This is a genomic window from Nitratireductor thuwali (genome assembly GCF_036621415.1).
GTDB lineage: Bacteria > Pseudomonadota > Alphaproteobacteria > Rhizobiales > Rhizobiaceae > Chelativorans > Chelativorans thuwali.
Genome location: NZ_CP030941.1, coordinates 4,105,190 through 4,121,111 on the forward strand (window position 1 = coordinate 4,105,190; position 15,922 = coordinate 4,121,111).

Consider the following 15,922-nt stretch of genomic DNA (forward strand, 5'->3'; position numbering starts at 1 on the left):
CTTACCCCTTGGCCTTCGCCGCCTTGCGGGCCAGGCGCTTCGCCGCCTTCTCGATCTCGGCCCACATCTCGTTCTTGATGATGTCGAGAGCGCCTGACTTGTTGGCATCCCAGGCGGGGCGCATGTACGGCTGCGCCTGACCATCTTCCCAGCCGAACTCCTGCGGCACGGCCGCCGGATCGTTCGGCCCCATGAAGAGCTCGACGGCGGCCTTGTCATTCTTGAACATCTTGCGGTGAAGCTTGGCCTGACGGCGGGTCAGCTTCGTCCCGATGTTGATCGACCCCTCAAGGTGCCCTTCCTCCTTGGGAGCTTTGGCTCGGGCGTCGTCGCGCATCGGCTCCAGTGCTTTCCGGCCGGTACGGCGGAGGACGTTCTTGCCCGTCGCCTTCGGCAGCTCGGCAAGCGCCTTTTCCAGTTCCCGCAGGCCATCGACTTTGACGGTGGTTTTCATCAGTCGTTGTCCTTCACGGCGGTGATCTCGATGAACCGGCGCCGGCCCTCCTTCGTCTCCTTCACGCCATGGATGTTGTACGTGCTGCCCTCGTGCACGAGCCTATCGACAGGCGTCACGGTGCGGCTGGCAGTGGAGGACCTGATCACAAAGCGCGAGCGGAGCGACGACCCGACCTGACCGGCTGCGAACTTCTCTCCGTCCGAAACATCCTCGCGCCGAGCCCATATGTTGGGCAGGAAGTCGCTCCAGGTCTCGACGGGCTCGTTGAACTCGTTCGGGACGGAGGTGAACCGCCGGATTGTGATCTTGCGGTCGAGCTTGCCGGCGCCGGGCATCAGGCCGCAACCGTCCCGCGGCGGTACTCATCAGTGATGGCCTTGAAGCCGAGCGGGATCTCCGAGATCGAACCCTCCGCAATCGCTTCCCGGAACTCGTAGCGGTGCCCGACCAGCAGGCATACGGCATCGATCAGATCGGGCGGGACATCGGCGGCGTCCGTTTCGCCAAGAACATACTCGACCTTCACCGCACCGATGACATGCCGCGTCGAGGGCCATGCCTTCCTGTAGGCGGGCTCGATCCTGACCGGTTCGCTGTCAAAGTCGGCACGGTAATCGGCGGGGTCGACCGTCTGGCTGGCGCCGTCCACGTCGACATAGCTGATGGACGTGATGCTTTTGATCGGCGCGCCAGGCAGAAGGATGCAGTACGGAAAGCAGTCCATCGATTTGCGCCAGGTCTGCTCCATCAGCGCATAGCCGATGCCGCTCGGGCCATCGATCCGATTGACAGCGCCCTTCAGCATGGAGGCAAGCAGCACGTCGTCATCATCGTGGTCGATCCGCAGCCGCGCCTTCAGGTCAGCGACCGTGATCGGGCTGCCGTTCGGCTTGCCGGTGACGGAAACACCATGCCACATAGCAGTCACTTTCCACGGCGACGGGATTTGACCGCCTTCTCAGGCTCGACGCCGTCGTCGCGGACCGGCACTGCCTTCGGTGGCGAAGACTCGAAAAGCCGCTTGGCCTCCGCGTCCGACACATCGACGACGTCGCCGACCTTCTGGACGAACCCGGCTCCGGCGCGGGAGATCAGGAGTTTCACTTTCATCGTAGCTCTCCTTCGGTTTTGAGAGCGGGCGACCGAAGCCGCCCGCCTTGCAAAGCCGAAGCCGATTACGCGGCTGCCATGGCCATGTGCTTGACGGCCGCCGTATTCAGCAGATCGCCATCGAAACGCTTGAAGCCGATCATGCCGATCTGGAAGTTCTCGGCGTAGCGCTCGCGAAGCGTCATGACGGTGAAGCCACGGACCTTGCGCACGATGTAGCGGCTGTGATCGCCGAAGATGATCGGCTTGGCGGAAAGACCGGGAGAGGCCATCGCCTGATTGACCGAATATGGCTTCGCCAGGAGCCGATCCGGTTCGCCGGTGCGCACGTCGCCCATCTGCCACAGGTAATTGCCCTGCCCGTCCTTCAGCTTGCGGATGGCGGCAAGCGTGGTGTCGTTGAACTGCCAGCGACACTTCGGAGAGCCGCGATAGGCCGGGTCGACTGAGTGGAAGAGATCGATGATTTCGTCCGAATCCAGCGCCGTGCCCGAGGCGGCGGTCTTGCCAAGCGAGGACGCCGTGACGATGCCGTGCGGCTGGTTGGTGCCAGTGCCCGTGGTGAGGACGGTATTGGCACGGCGGCCAAGGCGTTCGCCGAACAGATCGTTCAGAAGCGCCTCCATATCGAAGGCGGAGTCCTGAAGCAGCTCGAACGGGATGCGGACGATCTTGGTATCGTACACATAGGCGTCGAACGACTTCTCGCCGAACACGACGTCACCGGAGCCGTCATCGGTCGCTGCGGCGTTCTCGGCTTTGGCTTCGCCCGTCTGAGAGGTATCGTCCACCGTCGGCCACGGCAGATGGTTGCCGGTCGAGGTGTTCAGTTCACGGACGATGGTCGCATCCCACATCGGGCCCCAGGCGGCCATGGCCTTGTCGATCTCGCCGGAGAAGCCTTCAGGCACGGTATAGCCGCCGGCGGATTCGGTCGCGGTGGACTGGGCGCGGACTTCTTCCGGCACATCCGTGCGACCGCTCAGCAGAACGCTCCGCTCCTCGCTGGTCAGTGATGCGGCACCGAAGCGAACCGCCTTCCCGAACACCTCGTCATATTCAGGCGGAGTGTCGCCACCGCCGCCACGGGCCTCGCCGTCATCACCACGAGGCCGGCGCGGGTCGCCGGCATTGGCGCGTTCCTCAGCTTCCTCCAGCTTGGACATGCGCTCGATCTTCGCGCCGAGCTTGTCGTAGTCGGCCATCATGGCATCGAATTCGCGCTCGATTTCGCTCGCACGTTCAGCCGGCGTGTCGTCTTTGATTTCATCGAATTTCGCGCGAGCGTTGGTGGCAATACGTGCCTGCTGCTCGCGCAGCTCTTTGAGCTGTACGGACATGATATTCTCCTGGATTGTTGAGGTGAATGGGCCGCAGCAGGCGCTGTCAGCCGTTCTCCCGCTCCCTAAGAGCGAGGTTCATCTTCATGCGGATACGCTTCTGCGCAGCATGAAAGTTCTGGGCCTTGCGCGCCTGATCGAGGCTGCGCAGGCCGATCTCGGTGCCCTCGTATGCGGGCGTGGTGACGATAGAGACATCAAACAGGGACGCCTTCTTGATCGTCCTGAGGGGCAGGTCTTGCGTATCGTCCCACTCCTGTACCTCGGCGCGAAAGGCGAATGACATCTTGTCCAGGTCGCCGCGCCGCATCTTGCCGATGATCGACTTCACGTCCGGGTCCTCGGCGTCGAGCATCGTTTCCATCCGCAGGCCTTTGTCATCCTCCGAAAGCTTCAGCGTCTTCGAACGCGTGCGCGCCAGCGGCAGGCCCTCATGGTTGATCAGGAACACAACGTCGTCACGGCCGATGGCCTCCCGAAAAGCGCCCGGCTTGATGACTTCCCGGAACAGGCCAGCAATGTCCGCCTCTTCATTGAAGACAGCGGCATATCCCGACTGTCAATGATCGCGGAAACGGGACCCCGTTTTTTCGTCCAAAAGGGACCCCTTTGACGGGCACGATGTGAGCGCTCGACCGGGTGGAGCTGGTCGAGTTTGCGCAGCCCGGTCGAGTGCGCCTGATTGGCCTTTCGGCTTTAGCTTTGAGAGCGGTTCTTGAAGCGCCAGCTGTCGTTGCCGGTCTCGATGATGTCGCAGTGATGGGTGAGCCGATCGAGCAGTGCCGTGGTCATCTTGGCGTCGCCGAAGACAGTCGGCCATTCGCCAAAGGTGAGATTGGTGGTGACGATCACCGATGTCTGCTCATAGAGCCGGCTGATGAGGTGGAACAGGAGCTGCCCGCCGGCCTGAGCGAAAGGCAGATAGCCAAGTTCATCGAGAATGACGAAGTCCAGGCGACACAGCCGATCGTTGAGCCGCCCCTGGCGCCCGGCCCGGGCCTCGGCCTCGAGCTGGTTGACGAGGTCGACGACGTTGAAGAAGCGGCCGCGCGCGCCGTCACGGATGCAGGCGCGGGCGATGGCGACGGCGAGATGGGTCTTGCCGGTTCCGGTGCCGCCGACGAGGACGGCGTTGCGCTGATGGGCGAGGAAGTTGCCGCCGGCCAGATCACGCACCAGCGTCTCGTTGATCGGTGTGCCGTCGAAGACGAAGTCCTCGATCTCCTTGGCCAGCGGCAGCTTGGCGATCGTCATCTGGTATTTGATCGAGCGCGCCTTCTTCTCGGATATCTCTGCATTGAGCAGGTCGGCGATGATGCGCTGCGGCTCGTGTTGGCGCTTCACGGCGGTTCGAATGATCTCGTCATAGGCCGCCTTCATGCCGAAGAGCTTCAGCGATCCCATGGTGGCGAGAATGTCGGTGCGGTCCATCATACGGCTCTCCTCAATTGATCGTATCGGCTGCAATCTGCCGTGGGTTCATGGTGAAGCTTGAGGCCGGCCGGCGTGGCCATAGTCGGTGGCCGCGCCGTCTCGCGTCGACGCGCCAGGATGTTGAGGATGACATCGGCCGAGCAGGCACCCTCACGCAACGCTTCTGCGCAGGCGGCTTCCACCGCCGGCATGCCGTCGCTCAGCACGGCCGACAGAATGCTCACCATCTGCCGGTCTCCGTCGTCAGAACGGGCAAGCTTGCGGCGTATCCGCTCCAGGCTGCTGGGCAGCATCCAGTCCTTGAAGGGCGCGCCGTTGCGCAGCGCGCCCGGCTTGCGGGCCAGAACCGGCACATAGTGCCAAGGGTCGTAGACGGTCTTGCCGCGGCCAAAGGCGCGGCGATGCTCGCCGACGATCACCCCATCCTGGCGGATCACGATCCGGTCGGCATAGGCCTGGATCTCCACCGGCCGGCCGAGCGCGCTGGCCATGACGGAGTATTTGTTGTTGTCGAAGCGCACCAGGCAGGTCTTCGACACCGAGGCCGGCACGGCGTGGAATCCATCGAAGTGGCCGGCATAGGGCACCAGGCTTGCCCGTTCAGCCTCGAAGGCTTCCCAGACCGTCTGCTCGGGCCGCTCGGAATGGCGATGCGCCTTGGCAAAGACGACGCACTGGTCGAGCAGCCAGGCGTTCAACTCCTCATAGTTCCTGAAGCGCAACCGCGGTGTGAAGAAGCGCCGGCGCACCAGCCCGACCTGGTTCTCAACCTGGCCCTTCTCCCAGCCCGAGGCCGGCGTGCAGGCGACCGGCTCGACAAGATAGTGGCTGCACATCTGCAGGAAGCGGCGGTTGAACTGGCGGTCCTTGCCGACGAAGACGGTCTCCACCGCCGTCTTCATGTTATCGTAGATGCCGCGCGTGCAGGTGCCCCGGAAGAAGGCAAACGCCCGGTCATGGGCATCGAACACCATCTCCTGCGTCTCGCGCGGATAGGCCCGCACGAACAGCATCCGACTGTGGCACAGCCGCACATGCGCAACCTTCACCGTGGTCGTCGCACCGCCCAGCACCACGATCTCGTGGCTCCAGTCGAACTGGTAGGCCTCGCCCGGTGCAAAGCTCAGCGGCACATAGGCGGCGACGGAGGTGCTGCCGCGCTTCTCTTTCCAGGCCTGCGCATGCCGCCAGACCGAACTGTAGCTGCCCTCATAGCCGAGGCCCCGAAGCTCTTCAAAAACCCGCATCAGGGTCAGCTGCTCACGCGATGGCTTCGCCGCATTGGCCGACAACAGCCGCTCCAGCTCATCCCGCCAGGCACCCATGCTTGGCATCGGCTGATGTTTGCGCTCGTAGCGAAACTCCGTCGCCTCCGAGCGCACTACCTTGCGCACCACTTTGCGCGAGACATTCAACTCGCGGCAAATCGCCTTGATGGGCTTCCCATGGACAAAATAGGCACGGCGTATCTTCGCGATCGTTTCCACAACCAACATCCAAAAACAAATGCCTCCGATGACAATCGGAGGCAGTCTGATGCCCCTGTGTCTCAGGGGTCCCTTTTGGATAAAAATTACCCCTCAAACGGGGTCCCTATTCCATGAAAAATCACATCCCGACACCCGAATCCCATCGTCGTCGGCGCGGATTTCGGCGGGGATGCCGCCACGGATTTCACGCTGCATCGTCGTTCCCTTCGTTGTCATTCAAAGGCGGCCCGCCATTGTCGCCGATACCGCGAGCCGGCTGACTGCCGAGAGGTGCGGTCGCACCCTGGATTAGAAGCTTGTCGCCTTCCGGATCATCGGGCAGATTCTCGCGACGGCGTGCCTCGTTGGGCTTGAGAATTGCGTTTTGGATGCCCTTCGCGTAACCTTCCATGCGTGCCTTGAAGTCGCCGCGAAGAAGACCGTCCACATTCATTTCGACGTATTGGCGGTTGTTCACACGGCCGAAGAGTTTCAGGTTCACTTCCTGCTCGAACTGCTGAATCCACCGCCGCATCGTGTGCTTCACGAAATGGAGGTCCTGCTGCTCTGTGTTCGAAAAGGTCCCGTGCGTGAGGTCTTGCAGGAAGGTCGGCGGCAGCGAGTAGATGCGGGCGATCTGCTCAATGATGAATCGCTGCAGTTCGACGAGCTGAGACTTCTCCGGATCGGCGCCGAGTTGCTTTATCGTGTGCCCGGCCGGCAGTGAGAGGGCCAGCCGGTTTTCCTTCGCCGCCTTCTGCACGGCGGCGGCCAGGTCTTCGGCCGAACGCTGGAGCGCACCCGCCGACTGGAACGGGCCCTCGATCGCGAACGGCGGGACACCACCGTTCTGGAAGAACTTCGATCCGTACTTCGTCACCGCCTGGGCAAGGCCGATGACATCCTTGTTGGTCAGGATCGGCGAGCGGTGACCGAGCATGTCCCGCTTCAGCATGAACGGAATGTCGATGACTTCGGAGGCCTCGTAGGTGACCTTCCTGCTGGAGCCGTCCTTGTACTCGTAGAGCTTCCGGCCCTCAAAGCGCTTGACCGTCACGCCGCATGGATCCAGCGGCCATATGTTCAAGGGCTTGCCGCCGGCGTTGCGCTCGATGAACGAGACGCCACGGCCTTCGGTGAACACCTGGCCGAACATGTACATGCGCCAGTCGAACGACGACATGCCGGGATTGACGGCATCGTGCAGGATCGTTGCGAGCCCGCCCGTCACCCGCTCGCGGCCTGCACTGGTGCGCTTGTAGAGGTGCAACGGAAGACCGGCGAGCGTGCCGGGCAGAAAGTTCACCGCAGCCCAGATCGCGGGCACGCCAAGGGCGCTGTCGATCGTCACCGTCTCGCCGGATGCCGACAGGGCGTCGAGGCCAAGAAAGGCGATGATGTTCGGCGACGAGATCGGAACGCGCGGGTCTTCGACCGAAGCCCTTTCCTCTCGTGCGAACAATCGGTCCATGAAGCCCATCAGGCTGCCTCGTATTTGAAATCGGGATCGTCCCAAGGGGACGTCGGTGGGGCCGGGACCAGTTCGGCGTTCGCCGCTCCGACCGCTTCGGCGATGGAAACCATGCCGTCGATGCGGCCCCGGCTGCGCTTCTTGTCAAACGCGCGGTTGTTCATGGCATCGGAGGCGATTGCCGCATTGGCCGCGCACATCGTCGTCACCGGGCTCGCCTCGATCGTGATGGAGCCGGCCAGAATGGCGTCTTCCAACTGCTCGACGGAGCGAGGCATGCACAGCGCCCGCTCCTGAAAAACGATGCGGGTGCCCTGCCCGTGCCTGACCAGCATCAGTCCTTCGCCCGTTGGCTCTTCCGGTCCCTCGAACTTCCAGGCATCGAAACCGATGCGGCCGCACGCGTCGATGAAGTCGCCGATCTTGGCCGGGTCGAAGGCGAGAAACCGAACATCATGCTTTCCGCAGAGAGCCTGCACCTTGGCCGCGACGAACTCGTAGTCGATGGTGGCGCCGGGAACGGCCTCGATCAGGCCCTTTTCCGCCCATTGGTCATAGGGCGCGTTGTCATCGCGCGCCCGGTCGTGGATGCCGGCCTTCGTCGTGAAGTACCAGGTCTTGACGAACAGCTTGCCATTCTTGCGCCAGCATGCGGTGAGCGCGGTGAGATCGTTTTTCTTCGACAGGTCCAGCCCGAGCCAGCAAGGAGAGCCGGCCAGCTCCGCCTCGTCGACCTCGCCCTGAACCGCATTCCAGGCATCTTCCGAGATCCAGAAGCCGTCTGTCCCAACAGGTATCCCGAAATACAGCCGCTTCGTCGCCAGCGCTTCCGACAGCATCAGCTTGGCCGTCGTGACCCGTTTCCTGATGTTGTCGATCGGGTATGTCACCCCGAGCGCCGGAAGCGCCTTCTGCCAGCAGTCTTCATTGTCGAATACGGTTTCATGGTCGCCCTTGTCGACGCGGGCGATGAAGCCGAACAGGCTGTCGTCTTCGGCCTGGCCGGTGACGATCTTCTGGAAAAGCTCCGAATACTCGGTCCCGACGATCTGGTTGGACGCCGGCGTGTTGGTGCCCAGGATCATCAGCGGATCGCCGCTCATCTTGTCGATCGCGGCCTTCCAGATCTGGAGTGAATAGCTCGTCTTGAACTCATGGATCTCGTCGGCCAGCACCGCATAGGGACGGGGACCGGAAATCGAATCCACGCTCGCCATGCTCTGGAACTTCGAACCGGTCTCCCGGTGTTCGATCTTCCAGGCGTTGTCGCCGACACCGCGGATGATGACGTTTCCCCGCGCCTCCAGGCTGTCACCGTCGTCGCAATCCGGGATGGTTGCCCGGCACATGGCGACCGCATCCTTGAACAGGACGTTCGCCTGGTCCTTGTCGCCGGCAATGGCATAGACTTCGGCGCGGTCCTTGCCGTCGAAGCCCATCATGTCGACGCCCATGCCGGCCATCAGCGGCGACTTAGCCTGCCCCTTTCCAGTCTCCAGCCACGCCATACGGAAGCGGCGGAGCCCGTCACTGCGGCGCCAGCCATGCAGCGAACTGACAACGAAGCCGTGCCACGGCAGGAGCGTGAATGGCTTTCCAGCCGCCGTGCCCTCGGTGACCGTGAGGACAGCAGGGAAGAACCCGCATTTGTATTTCGCCTTGGCAACGTCATACGAGAGGCCGCGCGATGATGCCTCGTCCAGGTCGCGCAGATGGCGCTTGCACGCCTCGCGGACGAATTCCCCGGCGACGATCTTGCCGTCGAGGACGTCGAGCGCATAGAGGGTGGCAAGGTCGTCAGCCGCTGGCCTTGCCGAGATACGCATCCGCCGCCCGTTCCCGCTTCTGCTTTCGCTCTGCCTTCACCGCGGAACCCCGACGACGCGGCGAAATGCCAAGTTCAGATTCCAGCGACGTCGCGTCCGAGCCGGCCTCGCGCATCGCGGTGAAGTACGGGCTCACCCTGGCTATGGCTCGTGAGTTGCCGCGCTTCGGCTTTGTCACCACGCCTTGCTCTGCGACCGCACGATACATCCGGTCGAACATCAGGTAGGCGCACACCAGCCGCTGGATGGAATGGCCATTGGCCGATGCCAGCAGTCCGCGCTCTTTCAACTCGGTGGTGATGATGCGCCAGTGTTCCTTCGCCGCTGCGATCTCCAGCACGTCGGAAAACAGCGACGACCAGTCCGGCTCCGGAACGATGGCGCCGGTTCCTTCGATTAGGTTCATGACACCTCATCCCCTACGGGGATGCCTGCAACTTTTATGTTTGAAATTGGTCTCGGTGAATTTGCAGGGGGGCCGCGGGTCTCCGAGCAGAGGGCTGTGGACTTTGACCCTCCCCCTCCTTCCATAGGACAAAGGCCGCACCGCCAGTATTGTTTGACAACCTCACCCTCTCCGGTACGCTACCTATGGGTGAAGGGAGAGGGCGGCATGTCTGTGTATGCAATTTCGTTCAGGATCGCGGATCGTACGACAGGATACGGCAGCTACGACGAACGCTACACGTCCGTGGTCGAGGCTACGCAAGCGCTAACACAGGGTCGCTACTGGGAAGAAACAACATCATTCCTGGTGCTCGAGTCTAGTCACGACAGTTCGGCATCTCTTGCGACCTCCATCGAAGATCTTGCTCTTTTCGACCCTGCCGTTGATCTTCTGCTGGTGATCAATCTGAGCCGCAAAGGCTTCGCCGTCCGCGGCAAGAACGATGATCCCGACGTTGAAGAGATTATGGCTAAGCGGTGATGGTACCTGATGGCTAGCATTCCCGGTCATTGCCATCACTGCGGCTGCATCTTCGATGGGCGGGGCGGAATCCATATTGAGAACAGCTCCAATATCACCGTCTCTGGCAGCCGAATGACATGCCCAAACTGTGGCAAAATGGCCAATCTGGTCGATGGAACGTTCAACGAACGCGCTGGCAGATTGGAACTTGTTTCCGGGCCACCGATAACGCGGGACATTCTCAGCCACCTACAGCATTTGGTGGCTGCTGCCGAAGCTGGCGAGATCACCAAGGAGGAACTAGCAACGCGCGCAGCGGAGCTGCATGAGGGCGTTGGGAGCGCGATCGCATATTTGGTTTCGCGCTACCCAAAAACACTGCTGTTTGTGGTCTCGCTCGTCATGATGCTCAAGGCATGCAATCCTCAGGTTAAGCTGGACCTCAATGAATTGGTTGATCAGGTCGTTCAGAAGACCCGGCAAACCGAAGGGCTACATCCAGCACTGGATGCCGAAGGTCAAGATGTTAAGCAGCATAAGACCTCCAGCGACTCCAAACCCGCCGAGAATGGCCCCGCCAACAAGCAGGACAGAATTTCCCATAACAAGCCTCCTTCTGCGCGACGGCGTGTTGTAAACAGGGGCAGGCGAATGGAACTGAAGCGGCGCCGGCTGCAATTTCCGCGTTGGCCGCGAGGACGGTAGTCATCTCTCGCCTGACCAGCCTCGGGTGTTCCTGGCGCTTCCACCGCCTCTCCTGGTTCGATCAAGAGCTCTCTGTGATGTTCCACGGATGAGCCGGATCCACCGGCCTGCCCGTCTCGTCACTACCGACGAGATAGCCGCGCTCTTCCTCACGCTGGATGCGACCGTCGTGGCAGGTCTTGCAGACGCTCTCGGTGTTGGCCAGGTCGAAGAATAGCCGTTCGTCTCCCTTGTGCGGGATCTTGTGGTTGACCGTGGCGGCGCGGGGGTGGTTCGGCTTGCCCGTTACCAGCGTGCAGCCGCAGCGTTGGCAGGTGTATCGGTCCCGAACGAGCGCTTGTAGCCTTATGCCGTGCTGTCCGCGCCAGCGCTTGCCACGGTAGAGGTGGCGATGCGGCCGGGCTTCAGGTGAGTGGCGCTGCTTGCGATCTGCGTTGAACACTGTGCTTGCCATTCATGAAGGCATCCTGGATCATTATTCAACCGCTAGGGGGTCCAGAATGGTAACCTTTCTCTTTCTCGTCGTGACACTGATTGTCATTCTCGCCACCGGCATCAGCGTGCTCATGGTGCCCGCTTCGGTGATCTTCCTGAGCTGGCGTACGGTGCTTTGGGTTCGAAATCCTGACGAGAGAGAGTGGTTGAGCTACTCGATCAAGGCTGGATGTATCGCACTCGCCTCATCGATTGCGGTGCTGATCCTGTCGGTTCTGTTTATGGATTTCGCGTGGTGGGGTGCACCGTAGGGCGTAGCCGCGCTGCTTGTCGGTGCGCGCCATGTGTGTTTTCCTCACTCGCACCAACAGAAGGGGAAGCAGTTATGGGCAATGCACTGGAGCGGATTCAGCGAGCTCAGGAGATCATGACCAAAATTGGCCCCCACATGCCTGTGGAGGACCAGCTTCGGGAGATTAAGAAGATTCTTGCGTTCGTACTCACCGAGTTGACTGACCATGCATTGGCTGCACGAAAGCAAGACGGGGCGGCCGAGAAGTGAACTTCAAAGACTGGCGCAAGCATGCTCGCGTCGCGGGCTAGTCACCCGGCTCGGCGCTGCGTCTGCGCATCGTCCAACGGCTCGAGCATTTCCGGAATGTGACGGGGTTTCGCCCCTTCCGCCATCCAATGCGCGGGAGTGGCAATCGTATTTCTGTCGATACCGGAATTCGGTATCATTGGCACCACCCTTGACCAGTTAGGCTCCTGTAACGATTGAGCATTTTTAAGGATGGCGGCAGCAATGTCGCTGATTTGCTGGTCTATCCGGCGATCCGCCGTACTACGGGAACGCCCCGTTTTCTTGCAGAATGCGCGGAACGATCCAGCGATCCGCGGCGCGGCCAGGCACATGGCCCACCGGCCTAGGACGATGCGGCGTTCATCGTCGTGCACATGTTCCAGCATCCAGCCATAGCTGACCTCCTCGGCTCGCGAGACTGCCGCGCTCGATGGCCGATAGCGTACCCGGTTTCCGTTCACGCCGTACCCTACCGAATGCCCGCCGACGGTCTCGTCCTGGATCTGAGGCCAGAAGGACCGCACAGCAGCCGGCCTGACGCGGCCGACGTCCATGTTGGCGACGGTATCCGCTGCCTCGATGATCCTGGCCTTCACAATGATGCTGGCGTCGGCAATCGCTGCTGCCTCGATCGATAGTTCAAACTGCAAGACGTTGCTCCGGCTCATCGAGGATGCTCTCCAGTTCCTTGTAGATCAGGGTGCGCAGCGTGGCGCGGACGGGCCAGGGGCGCCTCGCTACGGCATCTCCGCGAAGCACTCCGAGTTGAATGCGATCGAACGCGTCGAGGACCTCCCCTGCCCTATCCATGGCCCAATCCGGTCGCTGGGTGAGGATGTCTGATATCGCGCCTATCGTTTCGCTCCAGAGCTCGTCGCGGTTGTTCTTGGTCTGCCGGATGCAGCGCAGGACGAAGATGAGGTGGCCATCACCGTGCTGGTTGCGGATTTCGTGCATCGTGCCGCGGGCGTGGCTTTGGGCTGCAGCTCGCCGGCGGTAGACCGGCACGAGCTTGATACCGAGCCCGTCAAGCAGCGCGTCGAGTTTGCCCTTGTTGGCCGTCATGCGGCAGCGTTCCATTTGGCCAGATCGTCGGGCACGCCAGCCTCTTTCGCATCGAAGCCGAGTTCCCTGTCCAGTTGCCCCTGACAGATCGAACCCACCGCGAGCAGCGGATGTGAAAACATGGCGATGTAGCGATCGTCGATCGTCACGGCGCACTGCAGAATACCCGCAGGATAGCCGGGCTTTAGGTGGATCGTGCCGTGGCGCGTCCAACATGAGAACGCAACCGGCGGCGCGTCATCCTTGTCTCGATTGAACCACGTGTTGAGGCGCCTTCTAATCAAGCTATTCGGATCCCAAGGATCATTGCCCATCGCGCCCTCCTTTCGCCCCGAGCCACCTGACCTCGGTCCTGTCTGCCTCGTATTCGCGGATCAGTTGGCGAGCGAGTTCCACATCGCTGGTAGATTGCACCTGGATGCGACGTTTGCCGGAGATATTGTTGAAGACGTATCTCCAGTCGGAATTTCCAGGAGCATCCGATGGTATTCGCTCGGCATGGACCTCGATGTGCGGCTTTTCAGGCTTGTCGATGCGCCTGGCGTGGGGCTTCCGCTTTTCCACGGTAGGCGTTCCGACGCGACCTCCGAATAAGGCGCTGAACATGCGCTGCCTGAGTTCCTCGTCGCTGATTTCGCTATCGCTCATCGGAGTCTCCCGTAACCGTGCCCGATAATATTCCTGCCGCACCAGCATACTCCGCCGGATCGATGTGACGGACTGCGGAGGCGGGCCCAAACGTTCCCAGCTTCGCGTCCCGGTGCTTCCTTCTGCCGTGAGGATCGAACGTTGCCGCTGCACCACTGCGAAGCCAGCGCGGAGCCTTCGCCGCTACGCGCTTCATCTTCCGCAGTTTCTTGCGCTTCTTCTTGCTCGACCTGTCCGGCGTTGGACCCTTGGAAAGAGCCTTACCGGTGATGAAGTCTGCTCGCTTCCCGCCCGAGCCGACCGGCTCTCCGTCGAGACGATCGGCGGCACGCCATGCCTCGACATTGGTTTCAAAGGGGCCCGCTGCAGGCTGCTCGCTCTCGCTCGTGGCGAAAACACCCCACAATCCGCCGTCAACTTGCTTAACGATCATGCCGTACCTCGCTTCATGAGAACGTCATTCCAGTCGTCTCCAGGCGTGGGCGGTATCTCGACCCGGACGGCCATGCGCTTGAGCGCCAGCCGGTTTGCCAGATCGTACGCCGCTGACTGGCCGGTGAAATTCGTGTCGTTGTCCCCGAAGATGACGATCTCCGTCGCGCCGTCGGGTGGCGACCATTTCCTGAGGCCGTTGGCGTTCAAGGCCGACCAGCAAGGAATGCCAAACAGTGCCGTGGCCGACAGGGCGGTCTCAACGCCCTCGGCTATGCCAAGTACTTCGCCATGATCCGCCAGCCGGACCGCAGCGCCTTCCGGCATCGTGCCGAGAAGCTTCCGCGGTGACGGGACATCGGCTTTTCGGCCGTCGGACGTGAGGTATGTTCGATGGAGACCTGCGACGTTCCCGTCCGCGCCCCTGACAACGGCAAGCATGGCGGAGAAGCGGCCGTAGAATTCGCCGGCCTCGTCGAGATAAAGAACCCGGTCGCCGTGGCGCAGCCAAGTTACATCCGCGACTTCCGTGATCCCGCGGCCGGAGAGATATCGCCCGCAGGTATTGCCCGCCGCTGGCGGTACCGCCGCCTTCCAGATGGCCAGCCCAGCGGCAAGCATCTTCTTGAGGTCGGGCGCGTTCGGACGGCTTGCGTCCGGACTGACGTACACCTTCCCTAGCACGCCCTTGATCGCATCGAAGGCTTGGCCTCGGGTCCAACCATTCACCTTCTCGATCAGATGCACGCCGTAGCCGGCCCCGCACTGATTGCAGATCCACGAGCCGGAGCCAGTGGGCTTTCGGTCATCGAACCGGAAGCGATCCTTGCCGCCACAAATCGGGCACGGGCACTTGCTGCCGGTCAGCGCGGTCTCTGGAATGCCCAGAGCGGGCAGGATGGCCCTCCACATGCCCTGGCAGCGGGAGATGAGGTCCTCGCTCATTCCTGCCCTCCCCATGCGCTGGAGTCGACCTCGTGGACCACGCCGTCAGCATCCACATACTCTCGTAGACGCTTACCTTGAGAGGTTCCTTCCCTGTGGTTGGACTGTTGGAGTCTCTGCTCTCTGCTCTCTGTTCTCTGTTCTCTGCTCTCTGGTTCACTGAACGGTTCAGGCAACGGTTCCTTGAACCCTTTCGTGGATGCCCTAGCGCGTTGAACTACAAGGCTTCTCAGTTCGCACTCGGGCAAGAATTCGAGTGATTTCACCCACGACCTGACGGCGTTCGGATTGGCCGGGGGGTTGTATTTGAGGAAGTTTGGAAGGGCGATCAGCCTACCGTTCGGGTCGTGTTCCGCCATCCCTTTCGACAACAGTTCCCGGAACCCTTCCTTGAACGGTTCCGGGTCCATTCCGATTTCGGAGGCGAGCCCTTCGGGCGTACCCCGCATTGCTCCCAGCGCGGTCATCATGGGATGCGTCAGCAACATGAAGAACGCCAGTTTGCCATCGGAGCTGAGGGAATTGAATTTCCCGTCGTTCCAGATACGCACGTCGATCTTGCGATAGTGGCTCATACAGTGCGACCTCAGAACGGAATTTCGTCATCGAGTTCCCGCTCGGAGCGGGGCTGCGACTGGTGGGAAGATGTTCGATCATCCGCATCGCGCTTACGGCCGCCGGCTGGACGAACTGTACGACTGGAAACCAGGGCGTCGGCAACGATCTGCAGTTGCTCCCTTTTCTCACCGGCCGGCGTGGTCCACGAGTTCCGCTGGACGCGGCCGGACACGCTGATTAGATCGCCCTTGCTGTGGCGGAGAAAATCCTCAGCCACTCGTCCGAAGGCGACGATGCCGATCCACAAGGGCGGAGCGTCATTTTCGTCGATGCTGACGGCAATGGAGCCGACAACCATCGCTTTTCCAGAGCGGGTCTCGATCGACCGAGGGTCTTGGCCTACGCGGCCATAGGCACAGGCTTGCATTGTCATTGCCAAGCCCTCCACGTGGCCGCGATCCAAAGACCGCATACGGCGGTGCCGCAGATCGACCCGAGCAATAGGCGCTCGACAGGGTGAAGGCGGCTTTCCGC

At 61.7% G+C, this 15,922-nt stretch carries 25 protein-coding genes; 5 read left to right on the forward strand and 20 right to left on the reverse strand.

Annotated elements, in window-relative coordinates:
- Nucleotide 1 precedes the first annotated feature (1 nt).
- The 6 genes from NTH_RS19960 to NTH_RS19985 all read right to left on the reverse strand — a co-directional run bounded on the left by NTH_RS19960 (nucleotide 2) and on the right by NTH_RS19985 (nucleotide 3,427).
- Nucleotides 2-454 (reverse strand): HK97-gp10 family putative phage morphogenesis protein, encoded by a 453-nt coding sequence (locus NTH_RS19960; protein ID WP_338531655.1) that lies wholly within the window; start codon nucleotides 452-454, stop codon nucleotides 2-4.
- Nucleotides 454-792, reverse strand: a complete 339-nt coding sequence (locus tag NTH_RS19965; RefSeq protein ID WP_338531656.1) for a phage head closure protein — start codon at nucleotides 790-792, stop codon at nucleotides 454-456. Before NTH_RS19965 ends, NTH_RS19960 begins: the two co-directional genes overlap by 1 nt.
- Nucleotides 792-1,376: a head-tail connector protein gene (locus NTH_RS19970; protein ID WP_338531657.1), complete on the reverse strand. Its 585-nt coding sequence runs from the start codon at nucleotides 1,374-1,376 to the stop codon at nucleotides 792-794. The genes NTH_RS19965 and NTH_RS19970 overlap by 1 nt, the downstream gene beginning before the upstream one ends.
- A 5-nt stretch (nucleotides 1,377-1,381) precedes the next feature.
- Nucleotides 1,382-1,567, reverse strand: coding sequence for a hypothetical protein (locus NTH_RS19975; protein WP_338531658.1), 186 nt, complete (start codon nucleotides 1,565-1,567; stop codon nucleotides 1,382-1,384).
- Between the two features lie 65 nt (nucleotides 1,568-1,632).
- A complete protein-coding gene (locus tag NTH_RS19980; protein WP_338531659.1) occupies nucleotides 1,633-2,907 on the reverse strand; it encodes a phage major capsid protein in 1,275 nt (424 codons plus the stop codon).
- A 46-nt stretch (nucleotides 2,908-2,953) separates the two neighbouring features.
- The gene (locus NTH_RS19985) at nucleotides 2,954-3,427 is read right to left on the reverse strand and encodes an HK97 family phage prohead protease (RefSeq protein ID WP_338531971.1); all 474 of its coding nucleotides are present in this window, start codon (nucleotides 3,425-3,427) and stop codon (nucleotides 2,954-2,956) included.
- Between NTH_RS19985 and NTH_RS19990 the strand changes: the two genes are divergently transcribed.
- The gene (locus NTH_RS19990; RefSeq protein ID WP_338531660.1) at nucleotides 3,341-3,520 is read left to right on the forward strand and encodes a hypothetical protein; all 180 of its coding nucleotides are present in this window, start codon (nucleotides 3,341-3,343) and stop codon (nucleotides 3,518-3,520) included. The two genes, NTH_RS19985 and NTH_RS19990, sit on opposite strands and share 87 nt — an antisense overlap.
- 83 nt (nucleotides 3,521-3,603) lie before the next feature.
- Here NTH_RS19990 and istB read toward each other — a convergent pair whose 3' ends face one another.
- The 5 genes from istB to NTH_RS20015 all read right to left on the reverse strand — a co-directional run bounded on the left by istB (nucleotide 3,604) and on the right by NTH_RS20015 (nucleotide 9,513).
- Entirely contained in the window at nucleotides 3,604-4,341 is a 738-nt protein-coding gene (istB, locus tag NTH_RS19995; protein WP_422392347.1) for an IS21-like element helper ATPase IstB, read from the reverse strand.
- On the reverse strand, nucleotides 4,338-5,837 hold the full coding sequence (istA, locus tag NTH_RS20000; RefSeq protein WP_338528863.1) for an IS21 family transposase: 1,500 nt from the start codon (nucleotides 5,835-5,837) through the stop codon (nucleotides 4,338-4,340). Before istA ends, istB begins: the two co-directional genes overlap by 4 nt.
- A 178-nt stretch (nucleotides 5,838-6,015) precedes the next feature.
- Entirely contained in the window at nucleotides 6,016-7,161 is a 1,146-nt protein-coding gene (locus NTH_RS20005; RefSeq protein WP_338531661.1) for a phage portal protein, read from the reverse strand.
- Between the two features lie 128 nt (nucleotides 7,162-7,289).
- Nucleotides 7,290-9,107: a terminase large subunit gene (locus NTH_RS20010; protein WP_338531662.1), complete on the reverse strand. Its 1,818-nt coding sequence runs from the start codon at nucleotides 9,105-9,107 to the stop codon at nucleotides 7,290-7,292.
- On the reverse strand, nucleotides 9,079-9,513 hold the full coding sequence (locus NTH_RS20015) for a P27 family phage terminase small subunit (RefSeq protein ID WP_338531663.1): 435 nt from the start codon (nucleotides 9,511-9,513) through the stop codon (nucleotides 9,079-9,081). The genes NTH_RS20010 and NTH_RS20015 overlap by 29 nt, the downstream gene beginning before the upstream one ends.
- Before the next feature lie 207 nt (nucleotides 9,514-9,720).
- Here NTH_RS20015 and NTH_RS20020 point away from each other — a divergent pair, with 207 nt between their 5' ends.
- Nucleotides 9,721-10,035 (forward strand): hypothetical protein, encoded by a 315-nt coding sequence (locus tag NTH_RS20020; protein ID WP_338531664.1) that lies wholly within the window; start codon nucleotides 9,721-9,723, stop codon nucleotides 10,033-10,035.
- Nucleotides 10,036-10,044: 9 nt separating this feature from the next.
- Nucleotides 10,045-10,722: a hypothetical protein gene (locus NTH_RS20025; RefSeq protein WP_338531665.1), complete on the forward strand. Its 678-nt coding sequence runs from the start codon at nucleotides 10,045-10,047 to the stop codon at nucleotides 10,720-10,722.
- A 61-nt stretch (nucleotides 10,723-10,783) separates the two neighbouring features.
- Here NTH_RS20025 and NTH_RS20030 read toward each other — a convergent pair whose 3' ends face one another.
- Entirely contained in the window at nucleotides 10,784-11,176 is a 393-nt protein-coding gene (locus NTH_RS20030) for an HNH endonuclease (RefSeq protein ID WP_338531666.1), read from the reverse strand.
- Nucleotides 11,177-11,222: 46 nt separating this feature from the next.
- Between NTH_RS20030 and NTH_RS20035 the strand changes: the two genes are divergently transcribed.
- Nucleotides 11,223-11,468: a hypothetical protein gene (locus tag NTH_RS20035; protein WP_338531667.1), complete on the forward strand. Its 246-nt coding sequence runs from the start codon at nucleotides 11,223-11,225 to the stop codon at nucleotides 11,466-11,468.
- Nucleotides 11,469-11,542: 74 nt separating this feature from the next.
- Nucleotides 11,543-11,719, forward strand: a complete 177-nt coding sequence (locus NTH_RS20040) for a hypothetical protein (protein ID WP_338531668.1) — start codon at nucleotides 11,543-11,545, stop codon at nucleotides 11,717-11,719.
- 41 nt (nucleotides 11,720-11,760) lie between these two features.
- On the opposite strand, the gene NTH_RS20045 is transcribed toward NTH_RS20040, so the two are convergent.
- Genes NTH_RS20045 through NTH_RS20080 form a run of 8 tightly spaced genes read right to left on the reverse strand, consistent with a single transcriptional unit; the run spans nucleotide 11,761 to nucleotide 15,821 of the window.
- A complete protein-coding gene (locus tag NTH_RS20045) occupies nucleotides 11,761-12,408 on the reverse strand; it encodes a DUF6362 family protein (RefSeq protein ID WP_338531669.1) in 648 nt (215 codons plus the stop codon).
- The gene (locus NTH_RS20050) at nucleotides 12,380-12,805 is read right to left on the reverse strand and encodes a hypothetical protein (RefSeq protein ID WP_338531670.1); all 426 of its coding nucleotides are present in this window, start codon (nucleotides 12,803-12,805) and stop codon (nucleotides 12,380-12,382) included. The genes NTH_RS20045 and NTH_RS20050 overlap by 29 nt, the downstream gene beginning before the upstream one ends.
- On the reverse strand, nucleotides 12,802-13,119 hold the full coding sequence (locus tag NTH_RS20055; protein WP_338531671.1) for a hypothetical protein: 318 nt from the start codon (nucleotides 13,117-13,119) through the stop codon (nucleotides 12,802-12,804). The genes NTH_RS20050 and NTH_RS20055 overlap by 4 nt, the downstream gene beginning before the upstream one ends.
- Entirely contained in the window at nucleotides 13,109-13,453 is a 345-nt protein-coding gene (locus NTH_RS20060; RefSeq protein WP_338531672.1) for a hypothetical protein, read from the reverse strand. The genes NTH_RS20055 and NTH_RS20060 overlap by 11 nt, the downstream gene beginning before the upstream one ends.
- Nucleotides 13,443-13,886, reverse strand: coding sequence for a hypothetical protein (locus NTH_RS20065; RefSeq protein ID WP_338531673.1), 444 nt, complete (start codon nucleotides 13,884-13,886; stop codon nucleotides 13,443-13,445). The genes NTH_RS20060 and NTH_RS20065 overlap by 11 nt, the downstream gene beginning before the upstream one ends.
- Entirely contained in the window at nucleotides 13,883-14,830 is a 948-nt protein-coding gene (locus NTH_RS20070; RefSeq protein ID WP_338531674.1) for a DUF7146 domain-containing protein, read from the reverse strand. The genes NTH_RS20065 and NTH_RS20070 overlap by 4 nt, the downstream gene beginning before the upstream one ends.
- Entirely contained in the window at nucleotides 14,827-15,405 is a 579-nt protein-coding gene (locus NTH_RS20075) for a hypothetical protein (protein ID WP_338531675.1), read from the reverse strand. Before NTH_RS20075 ends, NTH_RS20070 begins: the two co-directional genes overlap by 4 nt.
- Before the next feature lie 11 nt (nucleotides 15,406-15,416).
- A complete protein-coding gene (locus NTH_RS20080) occupies nucleotides 15,417-15,821 on the reverse strand; it encodes a single-stranded DNA-binding protein (RefSeq protein ID WP_338531676.1) in 405 nt (134 codons plus the stop codon).
- Nucleotides 15,822-15,922 lie beyond the last annotated feature (101 nt).